The 21,476-nt window shown below is 38.1% G+C and carries 21 protein-coding genes; 18 read left to right on the plus strand and 3 right to left on the minus strand.

Annotated elements, in window-relative coordinates; all coding sequences use genetic code 11:
• Nucleotides 1–15 precede the first annotated feature (15 nt).
• The 13 genes from IAG46_RS02935 (at nt 16) to IAG46_RS02990 (ending at nt 10,620) form a co-directional block, all read left to right on the plus strand.
• Nucleotides 16–609 (plus strand): acyl carrier protein phosphodiesterase, encoded by a 594-nt coding sequence (locus tag IAG46_RS02935; protein WP_190809736.1) that lies wholly within the window; start codon nt 16–18, stop codon nt 607–609.
• Nucleotides 597–2,279, plus strand: a complete 1,683-nt coding sequence (gene ggt / locus IAG46_RS02940) for a gamma-glutamyltransferase (RefSeq protein ID WP_190808825.1) — start codon at nt 597–599, stop codon at nt 2,277–2,279. Before IAG46_RS02935 ends, ggt begins: the two co-directional genes overlap by 13 nt.
• Before the next feature lie 9 nt (nt 2,280–2,288).
• The gene (locus tag IAG46_RS02945) at nt 2,289–3,206 is read left to right on the plus strand and encodes a RimK family alpha-L-glutamate ligase (protein WP_190808826.1); all 918 of its coding nucleotides are present in this window, start codon (nt 2,289–2,291) and stop codon (nt 3,204–3,206) included.
• Nucleotides 3,207–3,298: 92 nt separating this feature from the next.
• Nucleotides 3,299–3,748, plus strand: coding sequence for a hypothetical protein (locus IAG46_RS02950; protein WP_190808827.1), 450 nt, complete (start codon nt 3,299–3,301; stop codon nt 3,746–3,748).
• A gap of 195 nt (nt 3,749–3,943) precedes the next feature.
• Nucleotides 3,944–4,789, plus strand: coding sequence for an AraC family transcriptional regulator (locus IAG46_RS02955; RefSeq protein WP_190808828.1), 846 nt, complete (start codon nt 3,944–3,946; stop codon nt 4,787–4,789).
• Nucleotides 4,790–4,879: 90 nt separating this feature from the next.
• The gene (locus IAG46_RS02960; RefSeq protein WP_190808829.1) at nt 4,880–5,701 is read left to right on the plus strand and encodes a helix-turn-helix domain-containing protein; all 822 of its coding nucleotides are present in this window, start codon (nt 4,880–4,882) and stop codon (nt 5,699–5,701) included.
• Nucleotides 5,702–5,723: 22 nt separating this feature from the next.
• Nucleotides 5,724–6,071 (plus strand): hypothetical protein, encoded by a 348-nt coding sequence (locus IAG46_RS02965; protein ID WP_190808830.1) that lies wholly within the window; start codon nt 5,724–5,726, stop codon nt 6,069–6,071.
• A gap of 11 nt (nt 6,072–6,082) precedes the next feature.
• Nucleotides 6,083–7,189 (plus strand): cytochrome P460 family protein, encoded by a 1,107-nt coding sequence (locus tag IAG46_RS02970; protein WP_190808831.1) that lies wholly within the window; start codon nt 6,083–6,085, stop codon nt 7,187–7,189.
• Nucleotides 7,190–7,214: 25 nt separating this feature from the next.
• A complete protein-coding gene (locus IAG46_RS02975) occupies nt 7,215–7,826 on the plus strand; it encodes a cytochrome P460 family protein (protein WP_190808832.1) in 612 nt (203 codons plus the stop codon).
• 109 nt (nt 7,827–7,935) lie between these two features.
• Nucleotides 7,936–8,253, plus strand: coding sequence for a DUF6787 family protein (locus tag IAG46_RS17620; protein ID WP_223826560.1), 318 nt, complete (start codon nt 7,936–7,938; stop codon nt 8,251–8,253).
• 7 nt (nt 8,254–8,260) lie between these two features.
• A complete protein-coding gene (locus IAG46_RS02980) occupies nt 8,261–8,758 on the plus strand; it encodes a hypothetical protein (protein ID WP_190808833.1) in 498 nt (165 codons plus the stop codon).
• A 105-nt stretch (nt 8,759–8,863) separates the two neighbouring features.
• Nucleotides 8,864–10,276, plus strand: coding sequence for an FAD-dependent oxidoreductase (locus IAG46_RS02985; protein WP_190808834.1), 1,413 nt, complete (start codon nt 8,864–8,866; stop codon nt 10,274–10,276).
• Between the two features lie 23 nt (nt 10,277–10,299).
• Nucleotides 10,300–10,620, plus strand: coding sequence for a hypothetical protein (locus tag IAG46_RS02990; RefSeq protein WP_190808835.1), 321 nt, complete (start codon nt 10,300–10,302; stop codon nt 10,618–10,620).
• A 29-nt stretch (nt 10,621–10,649) separates the two neighbouring features.
• Here the strand turns inward: IAG46_RS02990 and IAG46_RS02995 are convergent, their stop codons facing one another.
• Nucleotides 10,650–11,543, minus strand: coding sequence for a LysR family transcriptional regulator (locus IAG46_RS02995; RefSeq protein WP_190808836.1), 894 nt, complete (start codon nt 11,541–11,543; stop codon nt 10,650–10,652).
• A 78-nt stretch (nt 11,544–11,621) separates the two neighbouring features.
• Between IAG46_RS02995 and IAG46_RS03000 the strand changes: the two genes are divergently transcribed.
• Nucleotides 11,622–12,545 carry a DUF1338 domain-containing protein gene (locus IAG46_RS03000; protein ID WP_190808837.1) on the plus strand — a complete coding sequence of 308 codons (924 nt, stop codon included), beginning with the start codon at nt 11,622–11,624 and terminating at the stop codon, nt 12,543–12,545.
• Here IAG46_RS03000 and IAG46_RS03005 read toward each other — a convergent pair.
• Entirely contained in the window at nt 12,529–13,296 is a 768-nt protein-coding gene (locus IAG46_RS03005; RefSeq protein ID WP_190809737.1) for a LexA family transcriptional regulator, read from the minus strand. The genes IAG46_RS03000 and IAG46_RS03005 overlap by 17 nt on opposite strands.
• A 186-nt stretch (nt 13,297–13,482) precedes the next feature.
• Between IAG46_RS03005 and IAG46_RS03010 the strand changes: the two genes are divergently transcribed.
• Nucleotides 13,483–14,259: a TIGR03915 family putative DNA repair protein gene (locus tag IAG46_RS03010; RefSeq protein ID WP_190808838.1), complete on the plus strand. Its 777-nt coding sequence runs from the start codon at nt 13,483–13,485 to the stop codon at nt 14,257–14,259.
• Between the two features lie 4 nt (nt 14,260–14,263).
• Here IAG46_RS03010 and IAG46_RS03015 read toward each other — a convergent pair whose 3' ends face one another.
• Nucleotides 14,264–14,788, minus strand: a complete 525-nt coding sequence (locus tag IAG46_RS03015) for a hypothetical protein (protein ID WP_190808839.1) — start codon at nt 14,786–14,788, stop codon at nt 14,264–14,266.
• A gap of 191 nt (nt 14,789–14,979) precedes the next feature.
• Between IAG46_RS03015 and uvrA the strand changes: the two genes are divergently transcribed.
• From uvrA to IAG46_RS03030, 3 genes are read left to right on the plus strand one after another with little or no spacing between them, the layout of a single operon-like run.
• Nucleotides 14,980–17,841, plus strand: a complete 2,862-nt coding sequence (uvrA, locus tag IAG46_RS03020) for an excinuclease ABC subunit UvrA (RefSeq protein WP_190808840.1) — start codon at nt 14,980–14,982, stop codon at nt 17,839–17,841.
• A 15-nt stretch (nt 17,842–17,856) separates the two neighbouring features.
• Nucleotides 17,857–18,543, plus strand: a complete 687-nt coding sequence (locus IAG46_RS03025; RefSeq protein WP_190808841.1) for a TIGR00730 family Rossman fold protein — start codon at nt 17,857–17,859, stop codon at nt 18,541–18,543.
• Between the two features lie 14 nt (nt 18,544–18,557).
• Complete coding sequence (locus IAG46_RS03030) at nt 18,558–21,392, plus strand: metalloprotease (RefSeq protein WP_223826561.1); 2,835 nt, start codon at nt 18,558–18,560, stop codon at nt 21,390–21,392.
• The last annotated feature ends 84 nt before the right edge of the window (nt 21,393–21,476 follow it).

Raw genomic sequence — 21,476 nt, forward strand, 5'->3', positions numbered from 1 at the left:
AACAAAATTGTTCAGGTGAACTTTCTGGCTCACATTTATTTATCCTTTGATGATCAAGAGATTACGCTTGGCAATTTCTTTGCTGACCACATCCGAGGGAACAAATTCAAGCATTTCCCAGAAAAAATCCAGAAGGGTATTTTATTGCATCGCGAAATTGACACTTTTACAGATTCTCATCCCATTGCCAAACAAAGCAGCAAACGTCTGCACAAAAACTATAGTCATTACAGCCGAGTAATCGTTGATATTTATTACGACCATTTTTTGGCCAAGAATTGGTCTGTCTACTCCCCAGTACCATTGAAAGAATATGTAGAAAATTTCTATGACCTACTGGAAGACAATTACGATATACTTCCGTTGGGCACGCAACGGATGATGCCATATATGATAGCCGACAACTGGCTTTACAACTATTCCAACTTAGCGGGAATATCCAGAGTTCTCAATGGAATGAATCGAAGGACCAAAAACAAATCAAAAATGAATTTGGCAATTTCGGACCTCGAGCAAAATTATATGGTATTTGAAAAAGAGTTCACAGATTTTTTTGAAGAATTGATTACCTTTTCCCGTCAAAAATTAAAAGTCCTATGCGAAGACTGATACTTGTCCTCCCCTTTGTCCTATTTCTACATTGTAAAAAACAGCCCACCGTACCAACCGGCATTGTCACGGAAAAAGCCATGGTGGTCTCCGCCCGTGAAGAAGCCTCAAAAATTGGTTCCAAAATCATGGAAAATGGAGGAAATGCCTTTGATGCCATGGTCGCTACAGAATTGGCACTTGCAGTAGCCTACCCATTCGCCGGGAACCTTGGCGGTGGCGGCTTTATTGTGTATCGACAAAGCAATGGTGATATTGGTGGACTTGACTACAGGGAAAAGGCGCCTTTATCAGCCCATAAAGACATGTATCTTGATTCTCTTGGCAATGTCATTCCAAATATGAGCATTGTTGGTGCAACCGCGGTGGGAGTTCCAGGTACCGTAGCCGGTGTAATGGAAGTACACAAAAGATTCGGTTCTCTGCCTCTATCCGATATTCTTAACCCGGTTATTGCTTTAGCAAAAAAGGGGGTAGTTGTCACTGATAAGCAAGCTAAAAGATTGGAGAACTACAGAGAACGTATTATTGCTGTCAATAGTGACAGCACCAAGTTTGCTGCCAATTTTAAGGTTGGTGATACCATAAAGTATCCACAATTGGCCGAAACACTTGGAAAGATATTGCAGCAAGGTAGAGATGGTTTTTATAAAGGCGAAGTAGCTCTAAAACTTGCTTCATTCATTCAAGAAAATGGAGGTTTCGTTACCGAAGAAGATTTGGAAAAGTATGAAGCCAAATGGAGACAGCCCGTAGTTTTCAAATACAAAGACCTTCAAATTATCTCTATGAGTCCACCTAGTAGCGGCGGAGTGACCATCAATCAGATTTTTAAGATGATTGAGCCCTATAATATTTCAAGATATGGACACAACTCCACCAAGGCCATTCAGTTGTTTACCGAAGCCGCTCGTAGGGCCTATGCCGACCGCAATTACTTTTTGGGTGATCCAGATTTCGTGGACATTCCATTGGATGTACTATTAAGCGACTCCTATCTTGAAGAAAGAATGGAAAACTTCTCCTTTAAAAATCCAACACTTTCATCCGAAGTTTCCCATGGCAATATTGAGATTGTTGAAAGTGATGAAACCACGCACTATTCCATTGTGGACGCTCAAGGCAATGCCATTTCGGCCACTACTACCTTAAACGGAGGTTACGGTTCCAAGTTATATTGCGAAGAATTGGGATTCTTTCTTAACAATGAAATGGACGACTTCAGTGCCAAGCCTGGCATCCCAAATATGTTTGGTTTAATTGGTGCTGAAGCCAACAGCATTGCACCGGAAAAACGCATGCTCAGCAGCATGACTCCCACAATTGTCGAAAAAGACGGGAAACTGTTCATGGTGGTCGGCACACCCGGAGGATCAACCATTATTACCGCCGTTGCCCAAACTATTTTAAATGTTTATGAATTTGATTTGAGCATGCAAGAGGCCGTAAATGCTCCCCGATTTCACCACCAGTGGCTTCCTGATGTGATTACATTTGAGGAAGAAGGGTTTTCCCCTGCGCTCAAATCAGAATTGGGAGATATCGGCTACCAAATATACGAAGGCAAAAATCGCATCATTGGCAAAGTAGATGCAATTAAGGTTCTTGAGAATGGCAAACTTGAGGGTGGTGCCGATAAACGAGGAGATGATGCCGCTGTTGGATTTTAAGTGAGTACTATGTTTGATGTTGTAATTCTTACGGACTCGCGGTATATAAATCCAAAAAAATCTAACCAACTGATTGAAAATGTTCTTTTGGAAGATCAACTGGTTGGTGATGCCCTTGAAAAAATTGGACTCCGCACCACTCGAAAAGCTTGGGACGATTCAAACTTTGATTGGAAATCTACCAAATATGCCCTTTTTAGATCTACCTGGGATTGTTTTGACCGTTTCGAAGAATTTTCCAAATGGTTTCAACAGACAAAGGAATTGACCCGGTTTATCAATTCTTATGAATTGGTTTCATGGAATATTGACAAACATTATCTGAACAACTTACAGCAAAAAGCGGTGAACATTCCAAAAACCCTATTTATAGAACCAGATTCGCAAATCAATCTGAAACATGCCATTGATCAGGCAAAACAGCATTTAGGTTTTAAATCGGAACATCTGGTTCTTAAACCTTGTATCGCTGGTGGAGCAAGACATACATACAAGTTTCACATCGATGAATGGGAGAAACACAATACCACGTTTCAAAAATTGACAGCAGTGGAAGCTTTAATGTTACAAGAGTTTCAAAAAAATATTGTTGAACACGGGGAGATCTCCGTGGTTATGTTCAACGGAACATATGCGCACTCCATTTTAAAAGTTGCCCAACCCGGTGAGTTTAGGGTTCAGGATGATTACGGTGGGTCAATTTATGACTATCAACCTTCAAAAGAGGAAATCGACTTTGTAAAACAAGTGCTCAACGCCAGTCCGGATATGCCTATTTATGCCCGTGTAGATATTTTCAGGGATAATGATGACAATCTGGCTTTGGCCGAATTGGAAATTTTTGAACCAGAACTTTGGTTCCGACGTTATCCCAAAGCTGCGGATATATTTGCACAAGGTGTCAAGGATAGTCTTTTTCCTATCTAAACCTAATCAAAATTTGCACGTTATAAGCCATAATGATTCACGTCATTGGGCAAACAGTCCATCCTAATTACTTTAGATTTTTAAAAAAAGGAATGATGAATATTTTTAGTAAGTCTATGGTTTTAATCTGTATGATGTCAGTTTTTACCGTAGCACATTCCCAAAAAGGAATGGGAGAATCAGAAGGTCTATCAAGTAAAGGCACAAAGGCCGAACTTGTAACATTAAAAGGGACAGTTAAGGAGATTAAAAAAGGGCCTTGCACGTTTACAACCGGTAAATCGACTTCCGGCACGCATTTGCTTGTCACTTCAAACGGAACAATGTTTAATGTGCATTTGGGGCCGACAAAAAAGGTCTACAACTTCGTAGCAGATAGTGATGGAGATCAAATTGAAATTGTAGCTTTCCGCACCGTGAAACTTCCAAAAGACCATTACATTGCCAAAGAGCTTGTTTACAATGGTAATGAACTGGTGCTTCGCGACAAAAATCTCAAACCATTTTGGGCAAAGAATCGTGGACAAGGAGTTTGGAAATAGCTCAATATTAAATGCACTGATGAATGGGAAACGGGAGGTTTAGCCTACCTCCATGTTCCCCAATATCCCATAAAAATAAAACACTCAGAGTCGAATTCTACCTCTAAGTTTATTCAACCTATATTTGAGAAATTATATAAAAGATAGCATTACTTCAATATTGTGTACAATCTAAATCAGCTTTAAACTTATTCAATGAACTTTCATTTTACAAGCCAGCTAGAGGAAAGTCTGTTTAACTTAACGGATTTTAATTGTGCTTCTTCCCAACAACTACTTAAAAAAGATAATTTATATAAAATCATATGGGCAAAGGATAATGATGTTTTAATTGTTGTGGATGGTTATAAAATTGAGCTAAAGCACAATCAGATTATTTTTTGTACACCGCTCAATATTCTTGAGATAGCATTGGGTCAACGTGGTATTATGTCTTTTGTTTTTAATAGGGAATTTTATTGTATCAGAGATCATGATAAAGAAGTCTCTTGCAATGGTTTTTTGTTTTTTGGCTCTTCACAATCGCCAATTGTATCCCTAAATGAAAAAGAACAGGAAGGTTATAAAATGCTCTATTATTTTTTTAGAGAAGAGTTTGAGATAAATGATCACATTCAAGGAGAAATGTTGAGGGTATTATTGAAAAGGTTACTAATAAAATCGACCAGATTGATAAGAAAAAATATTCCCGAACCCAATTTGGCAAACGATAAAATGGATGTGATAAGACATTTCAATATTTTGGTCGAGAAGTATTTTAGAGAGAAGCATTCAGTGTCTGATTACGCTGAGATGCTTAACAAATCGCCAAAAACCCTGTCCAATTTATTTAAGAAATACAGCGAAAAAACCGCGCTTACTTTCATTAATGAACGTATCCTTTTAGAAGCAAAACGGCTGTTGATGTTTTCGGATAAGACATCAACGGAAATAGCTTATGAACTTGGTTACAAAGAGCCTGCACATTTCTCCAAATTTTTTAAAAACCAGTTGGGAACCAGCCCAATTGAATACAAAAAGACACGCTTACAGAAAGTTTAAGGAAGAATGTATTAACATTAAGGAATAATCTACATTTTACTGCCTCTACCCTTCAATTAGGTTTGTACTGATAACACAGTATAGCCTAAAATGTTAACCAGAACACCTCTAAAACAAGAAATAACCCAAAGGATAAACTATCATATATATGATGGCTCGCCGGCGGCAATCTCACATGATAAATTTTATAGTATTATTCGTATAGAACACTACGGAGATGTTGCTATCAATTTTGAACGGCATGAGTTTAAAGGACAACATCTTGTATTTCTTTGCCCTGAGGAAATATTAGTAGTAGATGGATACGCTCACCTTCAGTTAATTACTATTCCCGATAGTTTTGACATAATTGAAAATGAAAGCTTTGTCAGCACTTTTGCCAATGTGAGGAAGATCTTTGAATTAAAAGAAACCTCTCTGTTGAAGATTGCACCATTATTTAATAAACTTCAACAATTAGTTCAAAATAGTGACAATACCGATGAACCAATGAAGGTGTTGTCGGCTATTTTGATGTTTTCTCCAATCAAGGAACAGTTTGAGAATCAAGAAGGATTTACGCTTGTGTATCAATTTATCAGCTTGGTACATAAATATTATAAAATGCATCATGAAATGTCTTTCTATGCTAAGCAAATGGGCATTACTGCCAAATATATTGCAGAAAAATTCCATGTACTCGGTATAATGCCCCCCCATGAGTTTATTAAAAATAGGGTTTTGATAGAAGCCAAACGCCAACTATTGTATATGGATAAGACCTGTAAGACAATCTGCTTTGATATAGGATTTAATGACCCTGCCTATTTTTCACGCTTTTTTAAGAAGAATACTGGAATGACAACCAGATTTTTCCTAGAAATTAATAACAAAGGGGATAAGAAAAAGAAAAATGTCCAACAGTTTTGTTAAAACGATAAATATTTTTGATCACATGTCAGAATCAATATTTAACCAATTTCTATCATTACTCTTATCAGGCAATATCAATAAGTTGGCAACTAGATATTACGATGATAGCGTCAAAGTGACCTTGAATGAAGGTGTGAAAACACGAGGAAAGAGTTTGGGAATACAATGGCTTCAACACATATTAAAGAACACGCAAATTTTACAATTTAATGTGGAGAAGATAAGACGCACAGAGAATTCACTGTCTTATGAAATCTATATGATCACGAGAAATCAAGATAGCACATTGGATTTCAGCAAACATCGAATACAAAATACATGGAAAGACAATCGTATTTGTCAACATCAACATGCAATAGTAAATTTCTAAACACCTAATAAATGAAACAAAATCTGACAACAATACTATCGTTACTGATTATTCTCTCCCTAACATCCTGCAACAATATGGATAAAGGGTATGGGGATATCACTTTTTTCACCATTAATGGAGAAGAGCTGGTAAGGCCAACCAATTACCGTAGCTGGGTTTATGTTGGAACACCTACAACACCTAACGATATGAACAATGGCAAGGCAGCCTTCCCAGAATTTCATAATGTATATATAGATCCAGTGAGTTATGACTATTGGAAAGAAAATGGTAGTTGGAGAGACGGCACCATTCTGGTCAAGGAATTGGTAAGTGTGGGAACAAAAGCCGCAGTAAGCGGGAATGGTTACTTCATGGGAGAATTTATTGGCCTCGAGGCAACTATAAAGAGTAGTGAACATTTTCCAAATGAACCTGGAAATTGGGCCTATTATAGTTTTACAACTCCTATGGGTGAAGATTTAAAAAACACCGCTGTAGCTTTTAAAACCAACCAATGTAACGCATGTCATGCCGCAAATGCTGGAGACGATTTTGTATTTACTCAACATTATCCGGTGCTTAGGTCAGCTAAGGGGGTAGGTCAAAATATAACTCCCGAGAATACAGCAAAGCGAGCCAAACCTGCTGTAAAAGAAGTTAGTGTTTGGGATCCTACCGCTCCTACCCCTGAGGGTTTAAGTCTTGAAATCCCTTTAGGTAAAGAAGAGCTTTTTGCGTACTTATCCTCTAAAAAATACAGGGAGTTTAAAACTCAGGAAAAAGAAAAACATCCATCGCAGGGTCCACATACAAAATTGGGACTTCCTGTAAAAGTTCATATGAATGATATGATAACAAATTCCTTAACGGTCAATAATGAGGAACACCCCATGGGAGCCTCAATTGTAAAAGAAATGTTCAATAAAGAAGGGGAACTTTCGGGATGGGCGGTTATGGTAAAAACTCAAGAAGCCACGGATAATGGCAATGGATGGTTCTGGTATGAGGTTACCAGTATAGAGGACTCCAATGCTATAGCGGCCATGGGCAATGGAGTTGTAGGATGTATAAGTTGCCACAATATTGGGGGTAATAAAGATATGGTTAGAACCGCTTTTCCTTTTCAGAATTAACTAACAGTTGTAAATAAATATTAAAATGAAACAGAACTTTTTTATTGCACTTGCATTTTGCAGTTTTCTAATTCTATCCTCTTGTAACACCACAGACAAGGGATATGGAAATGCTACCTATTTTACAATTAACGGAGATGAACTTGTACGTCCGGTGGATTACCGAAGTTGGGTATATGTAGGGACTCCATTAACACCAAACGATATGAATAATGGAAAGGCTGCCTTTCCTGAGTTTCATAATGTATATATAGATCCAGTGAGTTATGATTACTGGAAAGAACATGGGACCTGGAGGGATGGTACCATTTTGGTCAAAGAATTGATTAGTGTGGGAACAAAAGCCGCAGTTAGCGGGAATGGTTACTTTATGGGTGAGTTTATAGGTTTAGAGGCAACGATAAAGAGCAGTGAGCATTTTCCTGACGAACCCGGTAATTGGGCCTACTTCAGTTTCACAAATCCTGAAGGGGAGAACTTAAAAAACACTGGCACTGCCTTTAAGACCAACCAATGTAATGCATGTCATGCAGCAAGCGCAAAAGATGATTTTGTATTTACACAACATTACCCGGTACTTAGGTCTTCAAAAGGAGTTGGTAAAGAAGTGATTCCTGAGAACACAGCAAGTCGCTAAGATTATATTTTAGGTGCTAGAATATTAAACTTTTCTTGCAAGTAAATGTCCATGCCCTTTATCTAGGTGAACTCAAACTATTTAAAGGGCTACATGTTTATATCTAATTATGGAAAAACTAAAACAGCGGTGGAATATTCAATCAAATTTTCAATTGGTTATCATATTTCTTGTGTTTACCGTGAATGGCTCCCTTTCAGTAGTTTTGGTCAGACCAATTACCCATCTGGTTGGAATGTCAGCATGGACAAACCCATTCTTATTTTGGTCCGTTCGTGTAGTAGTGATGTTTGTTATATATCAAATTCTTTTGGTGGTTATTGGAACCCTGTTTGGTCAACATAAGTTTTTCTGGAATATGGAAAAGAAGATGCTTTCTAAACTTGGGCTCAAGAGGTTGTTCAAACATGATAATGCAATAAAATGACATCATAGTGAGAAGAATACCAATTCTAATATGGGTTTTAATATTGTTGGTTTTTAAAATGAACGCTCAGGAAAAACATCAACAGCCTCATAATAGTGAAAAAAAAACTATCAAGGATCCTGGGCTCGAACTTGTGGTGTCGGGTTTGGGAATATATGCAGCCAAAGAAGATACATTAGATTTTGCAACAGAGATTCATTTAACATATTGGGTATCGCATACATGGGCATATGGGATTGGTTACACACTTATTTATGAAGATGAGGGCAGAGTAGCAAACGAAATAGCTGGATTGGTAAGCCATAAGCCATGGCATTTCTTAACATTAAATTTTGGCCCCAGCATTTCAATACCAGATTCACATAATGAATTAGAAGTATCCGGATATTTGGAAGGTGAATTTAATTTTAAAATAAGCGAAATTCATACTGGACCCCTAGCTGGAGTACTTGTAGGTGAAGAATTTAGATTCTTTTTTGGAGTACACCTAGGTTATGATTTTTAACTGAACGAACACTATAACATTTTGCAGGCAAATCAGAAAAAAGAATTGATGCTTAAAGAGTAATTATAAAAATATTGATAGTCTAAAACTAATTGAAGATAGGGAATGAACAAGATTAAACTTTATGGTGCTGATTGGTGTCCGGACTGCAGACGTGCCAAAGCCTTTTTAAAAGAAAATCAAATAGATTTTGAGTTTGTTGATGTGGATCTTGATTTACATGCGACCGCCTTAGTGGAAAAAGTAAATAACGGTAAGCGAATTATTCCAACTGTCATTATTAATGGCAAAAGTTATACAAATCCGGATAACTCAACTTTGGCCAACATCTTGGGAATAAATGAACAAGGAACTGTACAGCTTTTTGGCGCCGATTGGTGTCCTGATTGCCGTAGGGCCAAGAGCCATCTTTCAGATAATGGGGTAAATTTTCAGTTTATTGATGTGGATGAAAATGTGTGGGCCACTGAAACAGTTGAGAAAATCAACAATGGTAAACGAATTATACCCACCATTCTGATAAATGAAGAACCACATACCAATCCTGACAATGCTACTTTGACCCAACTGTTGGCATTAGAGACGGTAAAAGAAACCAAGGTATATGATGTGATTATCATCGGAGGAGGTGCTGCCGGATTAACTACTTCTATTTATGCGCAAAGAGATCGCTTTGATACCATCATATTGGAAAAGAAAGCAATTGGAGGAAATGCCTTCTTAACCCAGAAAATTGAAAACTACCCAGGTTTTCAGAATATTTCGGGTCCTGAACTCATGGAGAAAATGGAAGAACAGGCACGAACTTATGGTGCTAAAATTGCAACTGGGGTTGAAGTTGCAGGAATAGAAATAAAAGACCACAAGTTTTATGTAAAGACATCCACTTCGGACAATTATGTCGGAAGAAGCGTGGTAATATCCACGGGATCTACCTACCGCAGATTATACATTCCCGGTGAGGAAGAATTAATCGGTTCTGGGGTTCATTTTTGCGCCACATGCGATGGAGCATTCTATCGGGATCGTGAAGTTCTTGTTGTTGGAGGAGGAAACAGTGCGTTGGAAGAAGGAATATTTCTATCAAGTTTCTGTAAAAAAGTAAAAATTATTCATCGAAGTAAAGAGTTTTCTGCTTCTAAAACGTATGTAGAAAAACTGTCTAAAATAGAGAATATAGAAACTCATATGGACAAAACAATACTTGAATTTCTGGCGGATGAAAATGGATTGTTCAAAGAAGTCAAAATCAAGGACAACATTACAAAAAAGGAACAGTCAATTCCTGGAGATGGTGTGTTCATTTTCATTGGTTTGATACCTAACACAGATGCCTTTAAGGGAATTGTTGGTCTAAATGAAAAAGGATTTATTACTACAACAGGACTTGCCAACACTTCTGTTGAAGGCATTTTTTCAGCAGGAGATTGCCGAGAAGGAGCCATCGCTCAAGTGGCAGCGGCTACGGGTGAAGGAGTACTAGCGAGTTATGGAATACGGGAATATCTTAAAAAGTAAAATATCAATAAAAACTAGAAATTATGAAAAAAGGAATTTTAATTTTAGGAGTAGTTTTATTATCTGGATTTGCTCCTAGTGAAAGGCTGGAAGAAAACAACAGCATTGAACCAACTTCAACGAATACGATTATAATCGAGGAAATTGCGGTTTTAAATGAGATAATAGAAAGTAAACTTCAAAAAGCACAAAGACTAGAAGCCCAGGCAGCTGTTGTTTTAGCAAAAAATATCAACTCAGAAAAAGGGTTAAGCCTAATTATGAAAGCAAAATTACAGCATATGATGATTTTGAAATACAAGGCGGCTATATCCTGTAGAACTCAACTTTTAACAAATAACTGATTCCTAGAAAACGGTATAACTTTAATGGTTTATTCAGTTAGCAATCTTAAAAAAACCTCAAGTGCATGATTGTTGGTTTTTTTATTCCATACCGCAAAAAGTTCAGTTTTAAAGGGTTCGTTTTCAAGTTCAATAAAGTCTACCTTGTATTTCGAAGACAAGGTCAATGATTTGGGTACAATAGAAACTCCCAATCCACTCTCAACCAACTTAAAAATGGCAGGTCCGTGAATGGATTGATGGGTAATCTTCGGCATAAAACCATGGCTGGCACAAAGACTAATAATTTGATGGTAATAGGATTGGCTTTGTTGGTTGGGAAAAAGTATAAAAGATTCTTGCGATAACTGTTTAAGGTTATGGAAGTTTTGCTTTCCGAGAGTGTGGTTTTTTGGTAGCACTACACAAAGATTTTCCCTAGCTACGGATTCAAAGTTCATAGTGTCTGGAACTTCATTTGACCGCATCAGGCCAATATCCAATTGGTTTCTTTCAAGCATTTCCAATTGAGTCTGATTACTCCCTTCATGAAGTACAAATTGGATTTTGGGGTAAGCCTGATTCAGTTCCTTGATTTTTTTAGGTAAAAATTCCTGAATTGCTGAGCCAACAAATCCAATTTTGATCATGCCGGTATGGCCTTCCAGGGTCGTATGCCATCGTTCCATTGAAGTCTGCATTTGACCGATAATAATTTCTGCTTCTTTTTTAAAAAGTGTTCCGGCCCGGTTTAATTCAACTTTACGATTATGTCTTTTAAAAAGTGGTTGTTTCACAATTACCTCTAGTCGTTGTATTTGTTGACTAAGTGCAGATTGGGAAATCAAGAGCCTTTCAGCGGCTTGTCCATAGTGCAAAGTATCAGCCAGAGTCAAAAAATAATGGAGGTGTCGCAATTCCAATTGATTATTTAAACTAATCATTATATATCAACTAATAATTAAATCCAATTAAATATACAACTAGTTTTGTAGTCAATTCGTATAATTAAAGCTGAGATAATGAAATTCGCCGACAATACGCCTTTGGAAATTATATTGAAGTCCATTTTTGACCCATACAAAAAAAGTATGGCTGATGTTGAGCTAATAAGCCGGGCTATGGTCAAAAAAGGATTGATTTCCAAAGAAGAAGATATCATTAATGATCATATCGCCTTCAGAACTCTGGGAGTACCCAATTTAGGTATTGCATCGCTAGAGAAAATATTTCTTGCCCTTGGTTATCAAAGAATGGAAGCCTACTATTTTGAAGAAAAGAAATTGGACGCCTATTGGTATGCGCCTCCAAAGCCTGAATATCCCCGAATTTTTGTCAGCGAGCTACGGGTTCACGAATTGTCATCAAGTGTTCAATCCGTCATAAAAAAATATACAGAACATATTAATGCGGACCCTGTGGATTCCCTCAACTTGAACAACCCAGTCGAAGTGGGGCAATTTTTCAATAGACCCTTATGGGAAGTTCCTTCCCTTGATGAGTTTTTGGAATTAGCCAAAGAAACTGAGTATGCCGCTTGGGTAATTTATAATAGATACTATCTTAATCATTACACCATAAGCGTGCATGCCCTTCCAGAACCCTATAACACCATGAAGGAATTCAACTCCTTTTTGGAAGAGATAGGTATTGTGCTAAACACTGCAGGGGGTAAAATCAAAATCAGCAAAGATGGACTTCTAAAGCAAAGTAGCTCGGTTGCAAAAATGGTAAACGCCACTTTTGCCCATGGCGAGCAAATGAAAATTGCGGGAAGTTATGTGGAATTTGCTGAGCGATTACCGCTACCAGAGTTCAAAAACTTAGAGAAAAATCTTTTGAAAAGAGAACACCTCCGTGAAGGGTTTGAATCGGCCAATGCTGACAAAATTTTTGAAAGCACATACACCGAACAGGTTCAAAAAATAGTTAAGAGCTGCTCTTGACCTGACCAACCTGCTGTTTTAGTTCTTCCATGGATTGCTGAAGTTGACGCAACAATCCGGTCTCTGTAGTGGCATCAACATTAAAGGTAAGCTTACTACTTACCTCCCAAATCTCTTGTATTTGAAAGGGTTTGATTTCATAGGGAGGATAGGTTTCATTAAGAGACACTAAGGTGATATTGTTGGAATTGGGCCGCTTTTCAATCTTTTTGACCATGACCGAATCTTGAAGTACCACAACATACATTTTATTTGAGCTTACATGATCAATGTGTTCTATTGCCCTGGCCAAAATCCATTCGCCAGGTCTAAGATTGGGTAACATACTGTCCCCTTCTACCTGAAATCCTCGATATGTCGCATTTCTAAATTCGGGAATCGGCAAATCAAAAGCAGGTAATTGCTGATACCAACTTGTGTCCTGAATATTCTGTGGATATCCTGCTGCGGCTTTCGCATTTACCAATACCATATTGTCTTGATCAGAACTATCTACTGTAACTACTTTAGGAATCACGCTGGTTTTTGAAGTTTCCAGATGTTTCTGGTCACTTTCACCAAACAACCAAAGTGGGTTTATCTTGAACTGCCTTAAAAGCTCCGCCACAACTTTACCAGACAGTTTGGTGCGGCCTCGTTCAACATCTGCGGTGGTGCTTGAAATCCCAAGTAACTTCGCAAATTCGGCTTGTGTATGTCCCAATTCCCTACGTATTTCAGTAAATCGTTTTAAGGTGAGTTCGTTTTCCATAATTGTGCCCTTTGTCATTCTGAACTTATGTTAGAATGGATAATTTCATCCCACTTCGATAGGATCAACATCATATTTAATGTCTCAAATATAGGTAAATTGGATTATTTCCAAAAAATATTTTGGATTATTTCCATTTTTAGGAATAATTCCATAATTTTGGATTAATTACAAAACAGGGCTACTATGAAAAATTCAACAACCTTAATCTATGATGGCACTTTTAATGGTTTTCTTACCGCCATCTTCATTGCCTTTGAAGAAAAAATAAATGTTGCCGATATTCAGAGAAATGGGCAGAACCAAAGTGGTCTGTTTTCTGATACCAAGACCATTTTTACGCATGTTGACAAGGCGAAACGCGTCTGGAACGGTATTCGAAACAAAAGTCACAATGCCATTACCAATATCTATTTTTCGTTTTTGAGTGAATCTGAAGGGATTGAGCTCACATTATATACCTATATCCAAAAGCTGATGGAGGCCAAAGCTGGCAACTATTTGAATTATTCGGATGGCATTGTGCAAAGAGTAAACCAATTGGCCAGTGCTGTAGGTAGAGAAAAGCAACGGACAGAGAACTTAGTTGGTTTTCAACTCACCAAAGACGACATTCATTTTGCAACCATCGAACCCGACACCAATGTACTACCCTTAATTTCAAGGTATTTTAGGAATATTTACGCAAATAAAAGCTGGTTGATTTACGATATGAAACGCGAATATGGTATCTACTACAATCAAAATCATGTAGAAATGATATCACTTAAACTAAAAGACTTTGGCATCAACAAAGCTCATAACAGTGATGTTTTTTTTAATGAAGAATTGGACCAACAAACCCTTTGGAGCGATTATATAAAAAATATACATATCAAATCATTGATCAATAGAAAATTGCACCCTTCGGGTGTTTCAAAAAATAACAAAACCTATATTCCAACAGAAAAGGAAGCGGTGTAGGCGGTTATTTAGACCGTTCGCCAATGAACTGATCACTTTTGTTTTTAAAAAGCACATTAAACGAGGTCAAACTGCCATAAATACGAGTGATATATTGTTGAAGGTCTATTTTTTCCTGATCGTCCAAATTTTTACTGCTATTTATTTTTTGTTCCATCACCCTAATCCTATCACGAACCATGACTATCTTATGAAAAAAAGTGTCAATGGGAATTTCTTTGGGTGATAATCCCCCTTCCGGTTCCAGTATCAACGTACCACCTTTCCATTTGTCCGCCAAAGCCACTTTCTCATGAGTATCACTCCATTTTTCCAAGATTTTGACCAAAGAGCTTTCCACATCAAAAAAGCTCACGGTATCCACATCGTCCTCTACCCCTTCAATAACATCAAAATCAGAATCCAAATCAATGGTTTCCAAACCATTTTCTAAAAAAGTGACCCAATAATGTCGGGAAGACACGTTAGTTACCACCCCTTTTCCATAATCTGGGTGGTTAATTCTAGAACCAATTCCAAGTAATTTCATTTTTTATTTTTTTGTCAGGTCGAGTGCAGTCGAAACCTATCATTTAATTGTCAAAAGATGGCTTAACTCTTCAAGAGATGTCTCACCTTTAATAGCTCCAAAAATAAGTCAACCATTCACAAAAACGAAACCTAGGTCGGCTTCCTTTTTACATCCCAAATGGTTATTTTTGAAGTTTTGCTATATTTTTTATGATTAACTACGAAGAACATATTGAGGTTAAGGGAGCTAGGGTCCATAACCTTAAAAATATTGATGTCACCATCCCTCGGGAAAAGCTCGTAGTAATCACTGGTCTTTCTGGAAGTGGAAAGTCTTCTTTGGCTTTTGATACTATATATGCGGAAGGTCAACGACGTTACATTGAAACCTTTTCAGCCTACGCCCGACAATTTTTGGGAGGTTTGGAAAGACCCGATGTCGATAAAATCGATGGTCTTTCGCCCGTAATTGCCATTGAACAAAAAACCACATCAAAATCGCCACGTTCAACCGTGGGCACTATCACTGAGGTTTACGACTTTTTACGTCTACTTTTCGCCCGTGCAGGGGATGCCTACAGTTATAATACTGGTGAAAAAATGGTCAGTTACAGTGATGAGCAAATCAAAGACCTGATCATTGATTCTTATCGTGATAAAAAAATAAATGTTCTGGCGCCGGTGGTTAAATCTAGAAAAGGCCATTACCGGGAATTGTTTGAGCAAATTGCAAAGCAGGGTTTTGTGAAAGTTAGGGTTGATGGAGAAATTCTGGACATCACAAAAGGGATGAAGGTCGACCGCTACAAGACCCATGATATTGAAATTGTAATAGATCGACTTAAGGTCAACGAAAGTGAGGATTTCCATAAAAGACTTAACGAGACCATAAATACTGCAATGTACAGTGGTGACAATGTGCTAATGGTCTTGGAGGAAGGTGAGGTGGAACCCAGATACTTTAGTCGGGACTTGATGTGTCCATCTTCAGGCATTTCCTACCCAACACCTGAGCCAAATACCTTTTCTTTCAACTCACCAAAGGGGATGTGTCCTGTTTGCAACGGCCTTGGACATGTTCACGAAGTAAACGAACAAAAGATTTTTCCCAATAAAAAACTATCCATTAATGGTGGAGGTATTGCTCCATTGGGCGAATACAAAAAATCTTGGGCCTTCAAACAGTTAGAAACCATAGCTCAGCGATATCAGTTTAACCTTTCTGATCCAATTGCTGAAATTCCCGCTGAAGCCATGGAGGTAATCCTAAACGGAGGCAAAGATAGTTTTGAGGTCGATTCCAAAACCTTAGGCGTTAAAAGGCAGTACAAAATTGATTATGAAGGTATCGCCAATTTCATTAAAACGCAGTTTGAAGAGGCAAATTCCACATCCATTAAACGATGGGCCAAAGATTTTATGGACAAAGTGTCTTGCCCTAGCTGTGAAGGAGCACGCTTACGGATAGAATCTCTTTACTTTAAAATTGGAAACAAAAATATTGCTGAACTGGCCCAATTGGACATTGCTGAACTGGCGGATTTCTTTGAACAACTTGAAAAATCAATTGAAGGTAATCAGAAGAAAATAGCAGAAGAAATTATCAAGGAAATCAAAACCAGAATCCGATTCTTATTGGATGTTGGTTTGGACTATTTATCGTTAAATCGTAGCTCCAAATCCCTTTCTGGAGGTGAAGCCCAACGAATTCGATTGGCCACACAAATTGGATCCCAACTAGTTGGTGTGCTATATATTCTTGATGAGCCAAGCATTGGATTACATCAACGGGATAATCAACGTCTGATCAATTCCTTAGAGTCACTCCGAGACATTGGAAACTCTGTAATTGTGGTAGAACATGACCGGGATATGATTGAACATGCCGACCACGTCATTGACATAGGTCCAAAAGCCGGAAGACATGGAGGTGAGATTATTTCCGAAGGAAAACCAGATGATCTAAAATATCATAAAACTCTGACCGCACAATATATTTCTGGGGAATTGGAGATTCCAGTGCCATCAAACCGAAGAAAAGGTACTGGAAAAAAAATTGTGATTTCTGGTTGTACCGGAAACAATTTAAAAAACGTTACCGCAGAATTCCCCTTGGGAAAAATGATTGGGGTTACCGGTGTTTCTGGAAGTGGAAAATCCACTTTAATCAACGAAACCCTTTATCCCATCATGAACGCCTATTATTTTAACGGGGTGAAGAAACCTATGCCCTATAAAAAAATTACCGGCTTGGATCATGTTGATAAGGTCATCGACATCAACCAATCCCCTATTGGACGTACACCGCGATCCAATCCAGCAACGTATACGGGCGTATTCAGCGAAATAAGGGCGTTGTTTTCAAAAACCACCGAAGCCACCATCAGAGGTTATAAACCAGGTCGGTTTAGTTTTAATGTGGCCGGAGGAAGATGCGAAACGTGTCAAGGTGGAGGATTAAAGGTCATTGAAATGAACTTTCTGCCCGATGTCTATGTTGAATGTGAAACCTGCTATGGTAAACGGTTCAACAGAGAGACCTTGGAGATTCGATATAAGGGAAAATCAATTGCAGATGTGCTTGAAATGACCATCAACGAAGCTGTGGATTTTTTTGGGAAAATTCCCAAAATCCACAGAAAGCTAAAGACTATAAAAGATGTTGGATTAGGGTATATTTCACTCGGACAGCAATCCACTACCCTATCTGGCGGTGAAGCGCAGCGTGTTAAATTGGCTACGGAGCTTTCCAAAAGGGATACTGGAAACACCTTTTACATACTGGATGAACCCACAACAGGACTTCATTTTGAAGACATCAGAGTGCTTATGGAAGTTTTGAACCAATTGGTGGACAAAGGAAATACCATTTTGGTCATTGAACACAATATGGACGTTATAAAAATGATGGACCATATTATTGATATTGGATATGAAGGTGGTCGAGGTGGTGGAATGATCGTGGCAAAAGGCAGCCCGGAAGAAGTGTCCAAAGACAATAAAAGTTATACTGCCAAGTTCTTGAAGAAGGAGTTGGACAATGCTAAAAGAAAAATTGCCCCTGCGGTCTGATAAAAAAGTAGAGATATGCGAAAAGAACAACACCACAAAGGTTGGAATGAAATAAAGACAAATGACTCTTGGGCCATTTTTAAAATTATGGGTGAATTTGTCAATGGCTTTGAGAAAATGAGTGCTATTGGCCCTTGTGTTTCTATCTTCGGGTCGGCAAGAACCAAACCAGGAGACAAGTATTATGAACTCTCGGTGAAAGTGGCCAAAAGAGTTGCCGAAGCAGGCTACGGTATCATAACCGGAGGTGGTCCTGGAATAATGGAGGCTGGTAACAAAGGAGCTAATTTGGCCGGAGGAACATCAGTCGGCCTCAACATAGATCTTCCTTTTGAACAGCATGACAACCCGTATATTGACTCTGATAAAAGCCTCGATTTCGACTATTTCTTTGTCAGAAAGGTCATGTTCGTTAAATATTCACAAGGATTTGTGGTTATGCCAGGAGGTTTCGGTACACTAGATGAGCTCTTTGAGGCCATTACTTTGATTCAAACCAATAAAATACACACATTTCCAATCATTCTTGTGGGTACCAAATTCTGGACCGGGCTTTTAGGATGGATAAAAGACACTATGCTCGAAGCCGGCAATATAAGCCCCAAAGATTTGGACCTGATCAAAATTGTGGATACCGAAGAAGAGGTGGTCCAAATTATTGATGCATTCTATAAAGGGCGAGATCTTAGCCCTAACTTTTAACCCTACAACCCTTGTTGAGCAAAAAATTCTCCTTACATATTATTATCGTGCTTCATTTGTTATGTGGCTATACCCTTTTGGGGCAGCATACCAATGAAATAACTGCCACGTTGAAAGGTGCCAACAACGAAATACAGGTGAAACAAAAGTTTACCTATGTAAACAATTCCAGTGATGGGCTTTCTATATTATATTTTAATGATTGGACCCATGCCTATGCCAATAAAAATACAGCTTTGGCAAAACGCTTCGCAGAGGAATTCAAACGAAGTCTTCATTTGGCAAAAGATAGGGAAAGGGGCTGCACCGGAATTATGAGCATTGTAGATGCCGAATACACCGGATTGGAATGGAGTCAAAATGAAAGTCAAGACATTCTGCGCATTAAATTGAATAAAGTATTGCAGCCGGGAGAATCTGTGCGACTGTTTTTTACCTATAATATAAAATTACCACATGGTAAATTTACCTCATATGGCTATAATCCTGGTGGTGGATATTATTTAAGAGATTGGTACCTGACCCCTGCGGTATACGATAAAGAGTGGAAACTTTACAACAATCTAGATCTTGATGACCTGCATACCGATATAGTCAATACAACGATTGACTTTAAATATCCAAAAGGATTGTATTTGGCAACAAATTTTGATGCGCATGGCAACTCAGGTTTCCCCGGAGGGCAATATGTAAAGCTTGGTGGCAGTGATCGGAAAAGTTGTGAAATCATCCTGAGTCCAAGGGATACCTTTACTAAACACGTTACCCGTTCCTTAACCGTAGTCACAGATTTAGATTCCAATAAGTACGACAATATCTCACAAGGCATCTCAATAAACAAGATTGCTGATTTTTTGAAAAATAATTTAGGTAGTTTCCCACATCAAAGCTTATTGGTAAGCGAACTTTCATACAATAAGTCTCCACTCTATGGAATAAACCAACTGCCCTCTTTTATCAGACCTTATGAAGCCCAGTTTCAGTTTGAGATGAAATTTCTAAAGACAGCCTTGCATAGTTTTTTAAAGGAAACGCTGTATTTGGACTCCAGAAGAGAGCGATGGGTTGTCGATGCCATCAGCAATTATCTTATGATAAAATATGTGGAGGAGCACTACCCCGGTCAAAAATTAGCTGGTAAACTTTCCAAAATATGGGGATTCAGAAGTTTTCATTTGGCCAAAATGGACTTCAATGAGCAATATGCTCTACTAAGTATGCTATCGGCCCGTAAAAATATTGATCAGGCATTGACCACTCCCAACGATTCCTTGATCAAATTCAATCAAAAGATAGCAAATGGTTATAAGGCAGGATTGGGCATGGCTTATCTGGCCGAATATCTTGGAGGAAAAAAGATTGATAGCAGTATTTTATCTTTTTACAAAGCCCATAATCTAGATCCTAAAGTTAACGCTATCGATTTTAGAAGGGAAATTGAAAGATTCTCGGATAAGGACATCAATTGGTTTTTTGACGAGTATGTTTCCACACGTAAAAAAATTGACTACAAAATTAAAAAGGTTGAAAAAACCGAAGATTCAATTACATTCACAATAAAAAACAAACGAGGCACAAAAGTTCCTATTTCTTTATTTGGGCTTCAAAAAGACTCGGTAATATCCCATTATTGGTTTACCGATATCGATACTTCCAGGGCATTTACCATTCCTAGAAATGGAGAAGATCGTTTAGTGCTCAACTATGATCAGAAAATTCCAGAATTTAACCAACGGGATAACTGGAAAACGCTAAATGGCTTCTTTTCCAGTAACAAAAAACTGAAATTTCAATTTTTCAAGGATACAGAAGATCCCAATTATAACCAAGTTTTTTATGTGCCGGTGGCCAACTTCAATGTCTATGACGGAATAACTCCTGGACTAAGAATTTACAATAAAACATTCTTGGAACGCCCATTTCAATATGATTTTGCACCAACATATTCATTTCTGGAAAAAACTTTGGTTGGAAAAGCTGGACTTCGTTATCGAAAATACCATGGTAAAAGTGGTCTTTATGTATCCAACTATTCCTTCTCAGGATCAACGTCACATTTCCAGGTAAATTCACGATTTACTACGCTTACCCCAGCTGTTAGTTTTGGATGGAGACCAGATAATCTCATATCCAATCGCCGCCAATCCTTACTTTTTAGGTATAGAAGTGTTTTTCGGAATATTGATGACGCAATAGCCGATGAAATCGATACCGATCCGGATTATGCTGTTTTTAATGTTCGATTCCGTGATGTTGATAACAATATCCTAAACTATTCTTCCTGGTTTCTTGATGCCCAGCATTCAAGTGAGTTCAGTAAACTGGCTTTTGAATTTGAGTACCGTAAATTGTTCCAGAGCAATAGACAACTGAACCTTAGATTCTATGCTGGAAAATTTCTAAGGAACAAAACAAATTCAGACTTTTTCAGCTTTGCCCTCGATCGGCCAACAGATTATCTTTTTGACCTAAATTATTTAGGACGGTCTGAAGACTCGGGTATATATAGCCAACAGATTATTATTGCAGAAGGTGGGTTCAAATCCCAACTTGAAAATCCTTTTGCCAACGATTGGATTACTACCATGAATGCCAGTACTAATATTTGGAGATGGATTGAGGCTTATGGAGATATTGGCTATATCCGTAATCGTGGAGAAAATGCCCGTTTTGTCTATGATTCTGGAATACGCTTAAATCTGGTTACAGATTATTTTGAGCTCTACTTCCCAATGTATTCCAATCGAGGATGGGAAATTGCGGACAAAGACTACGGAGAGCGCATTAGATTCATAGTCACTATTAGCCCAAGAACCCTTATTGGCTTGTTTACCAGAAAGTGGTTCTAATTGCCATATTCCCAAAAAACAACCTTCTAAAAACACAAAATTTGAAAATTTTGTTTTCAAAACCCCTTTTTGTTGCCATATTAT

It is taken from the genome of Flagellimonas sp. S3867 (assembly GCF_014698935.1).
GTDB lineage: Bacteria > Bacteroidota > Bacteroidia > Flavobacteriales > Flavobacteriaceae > Flagellimonas.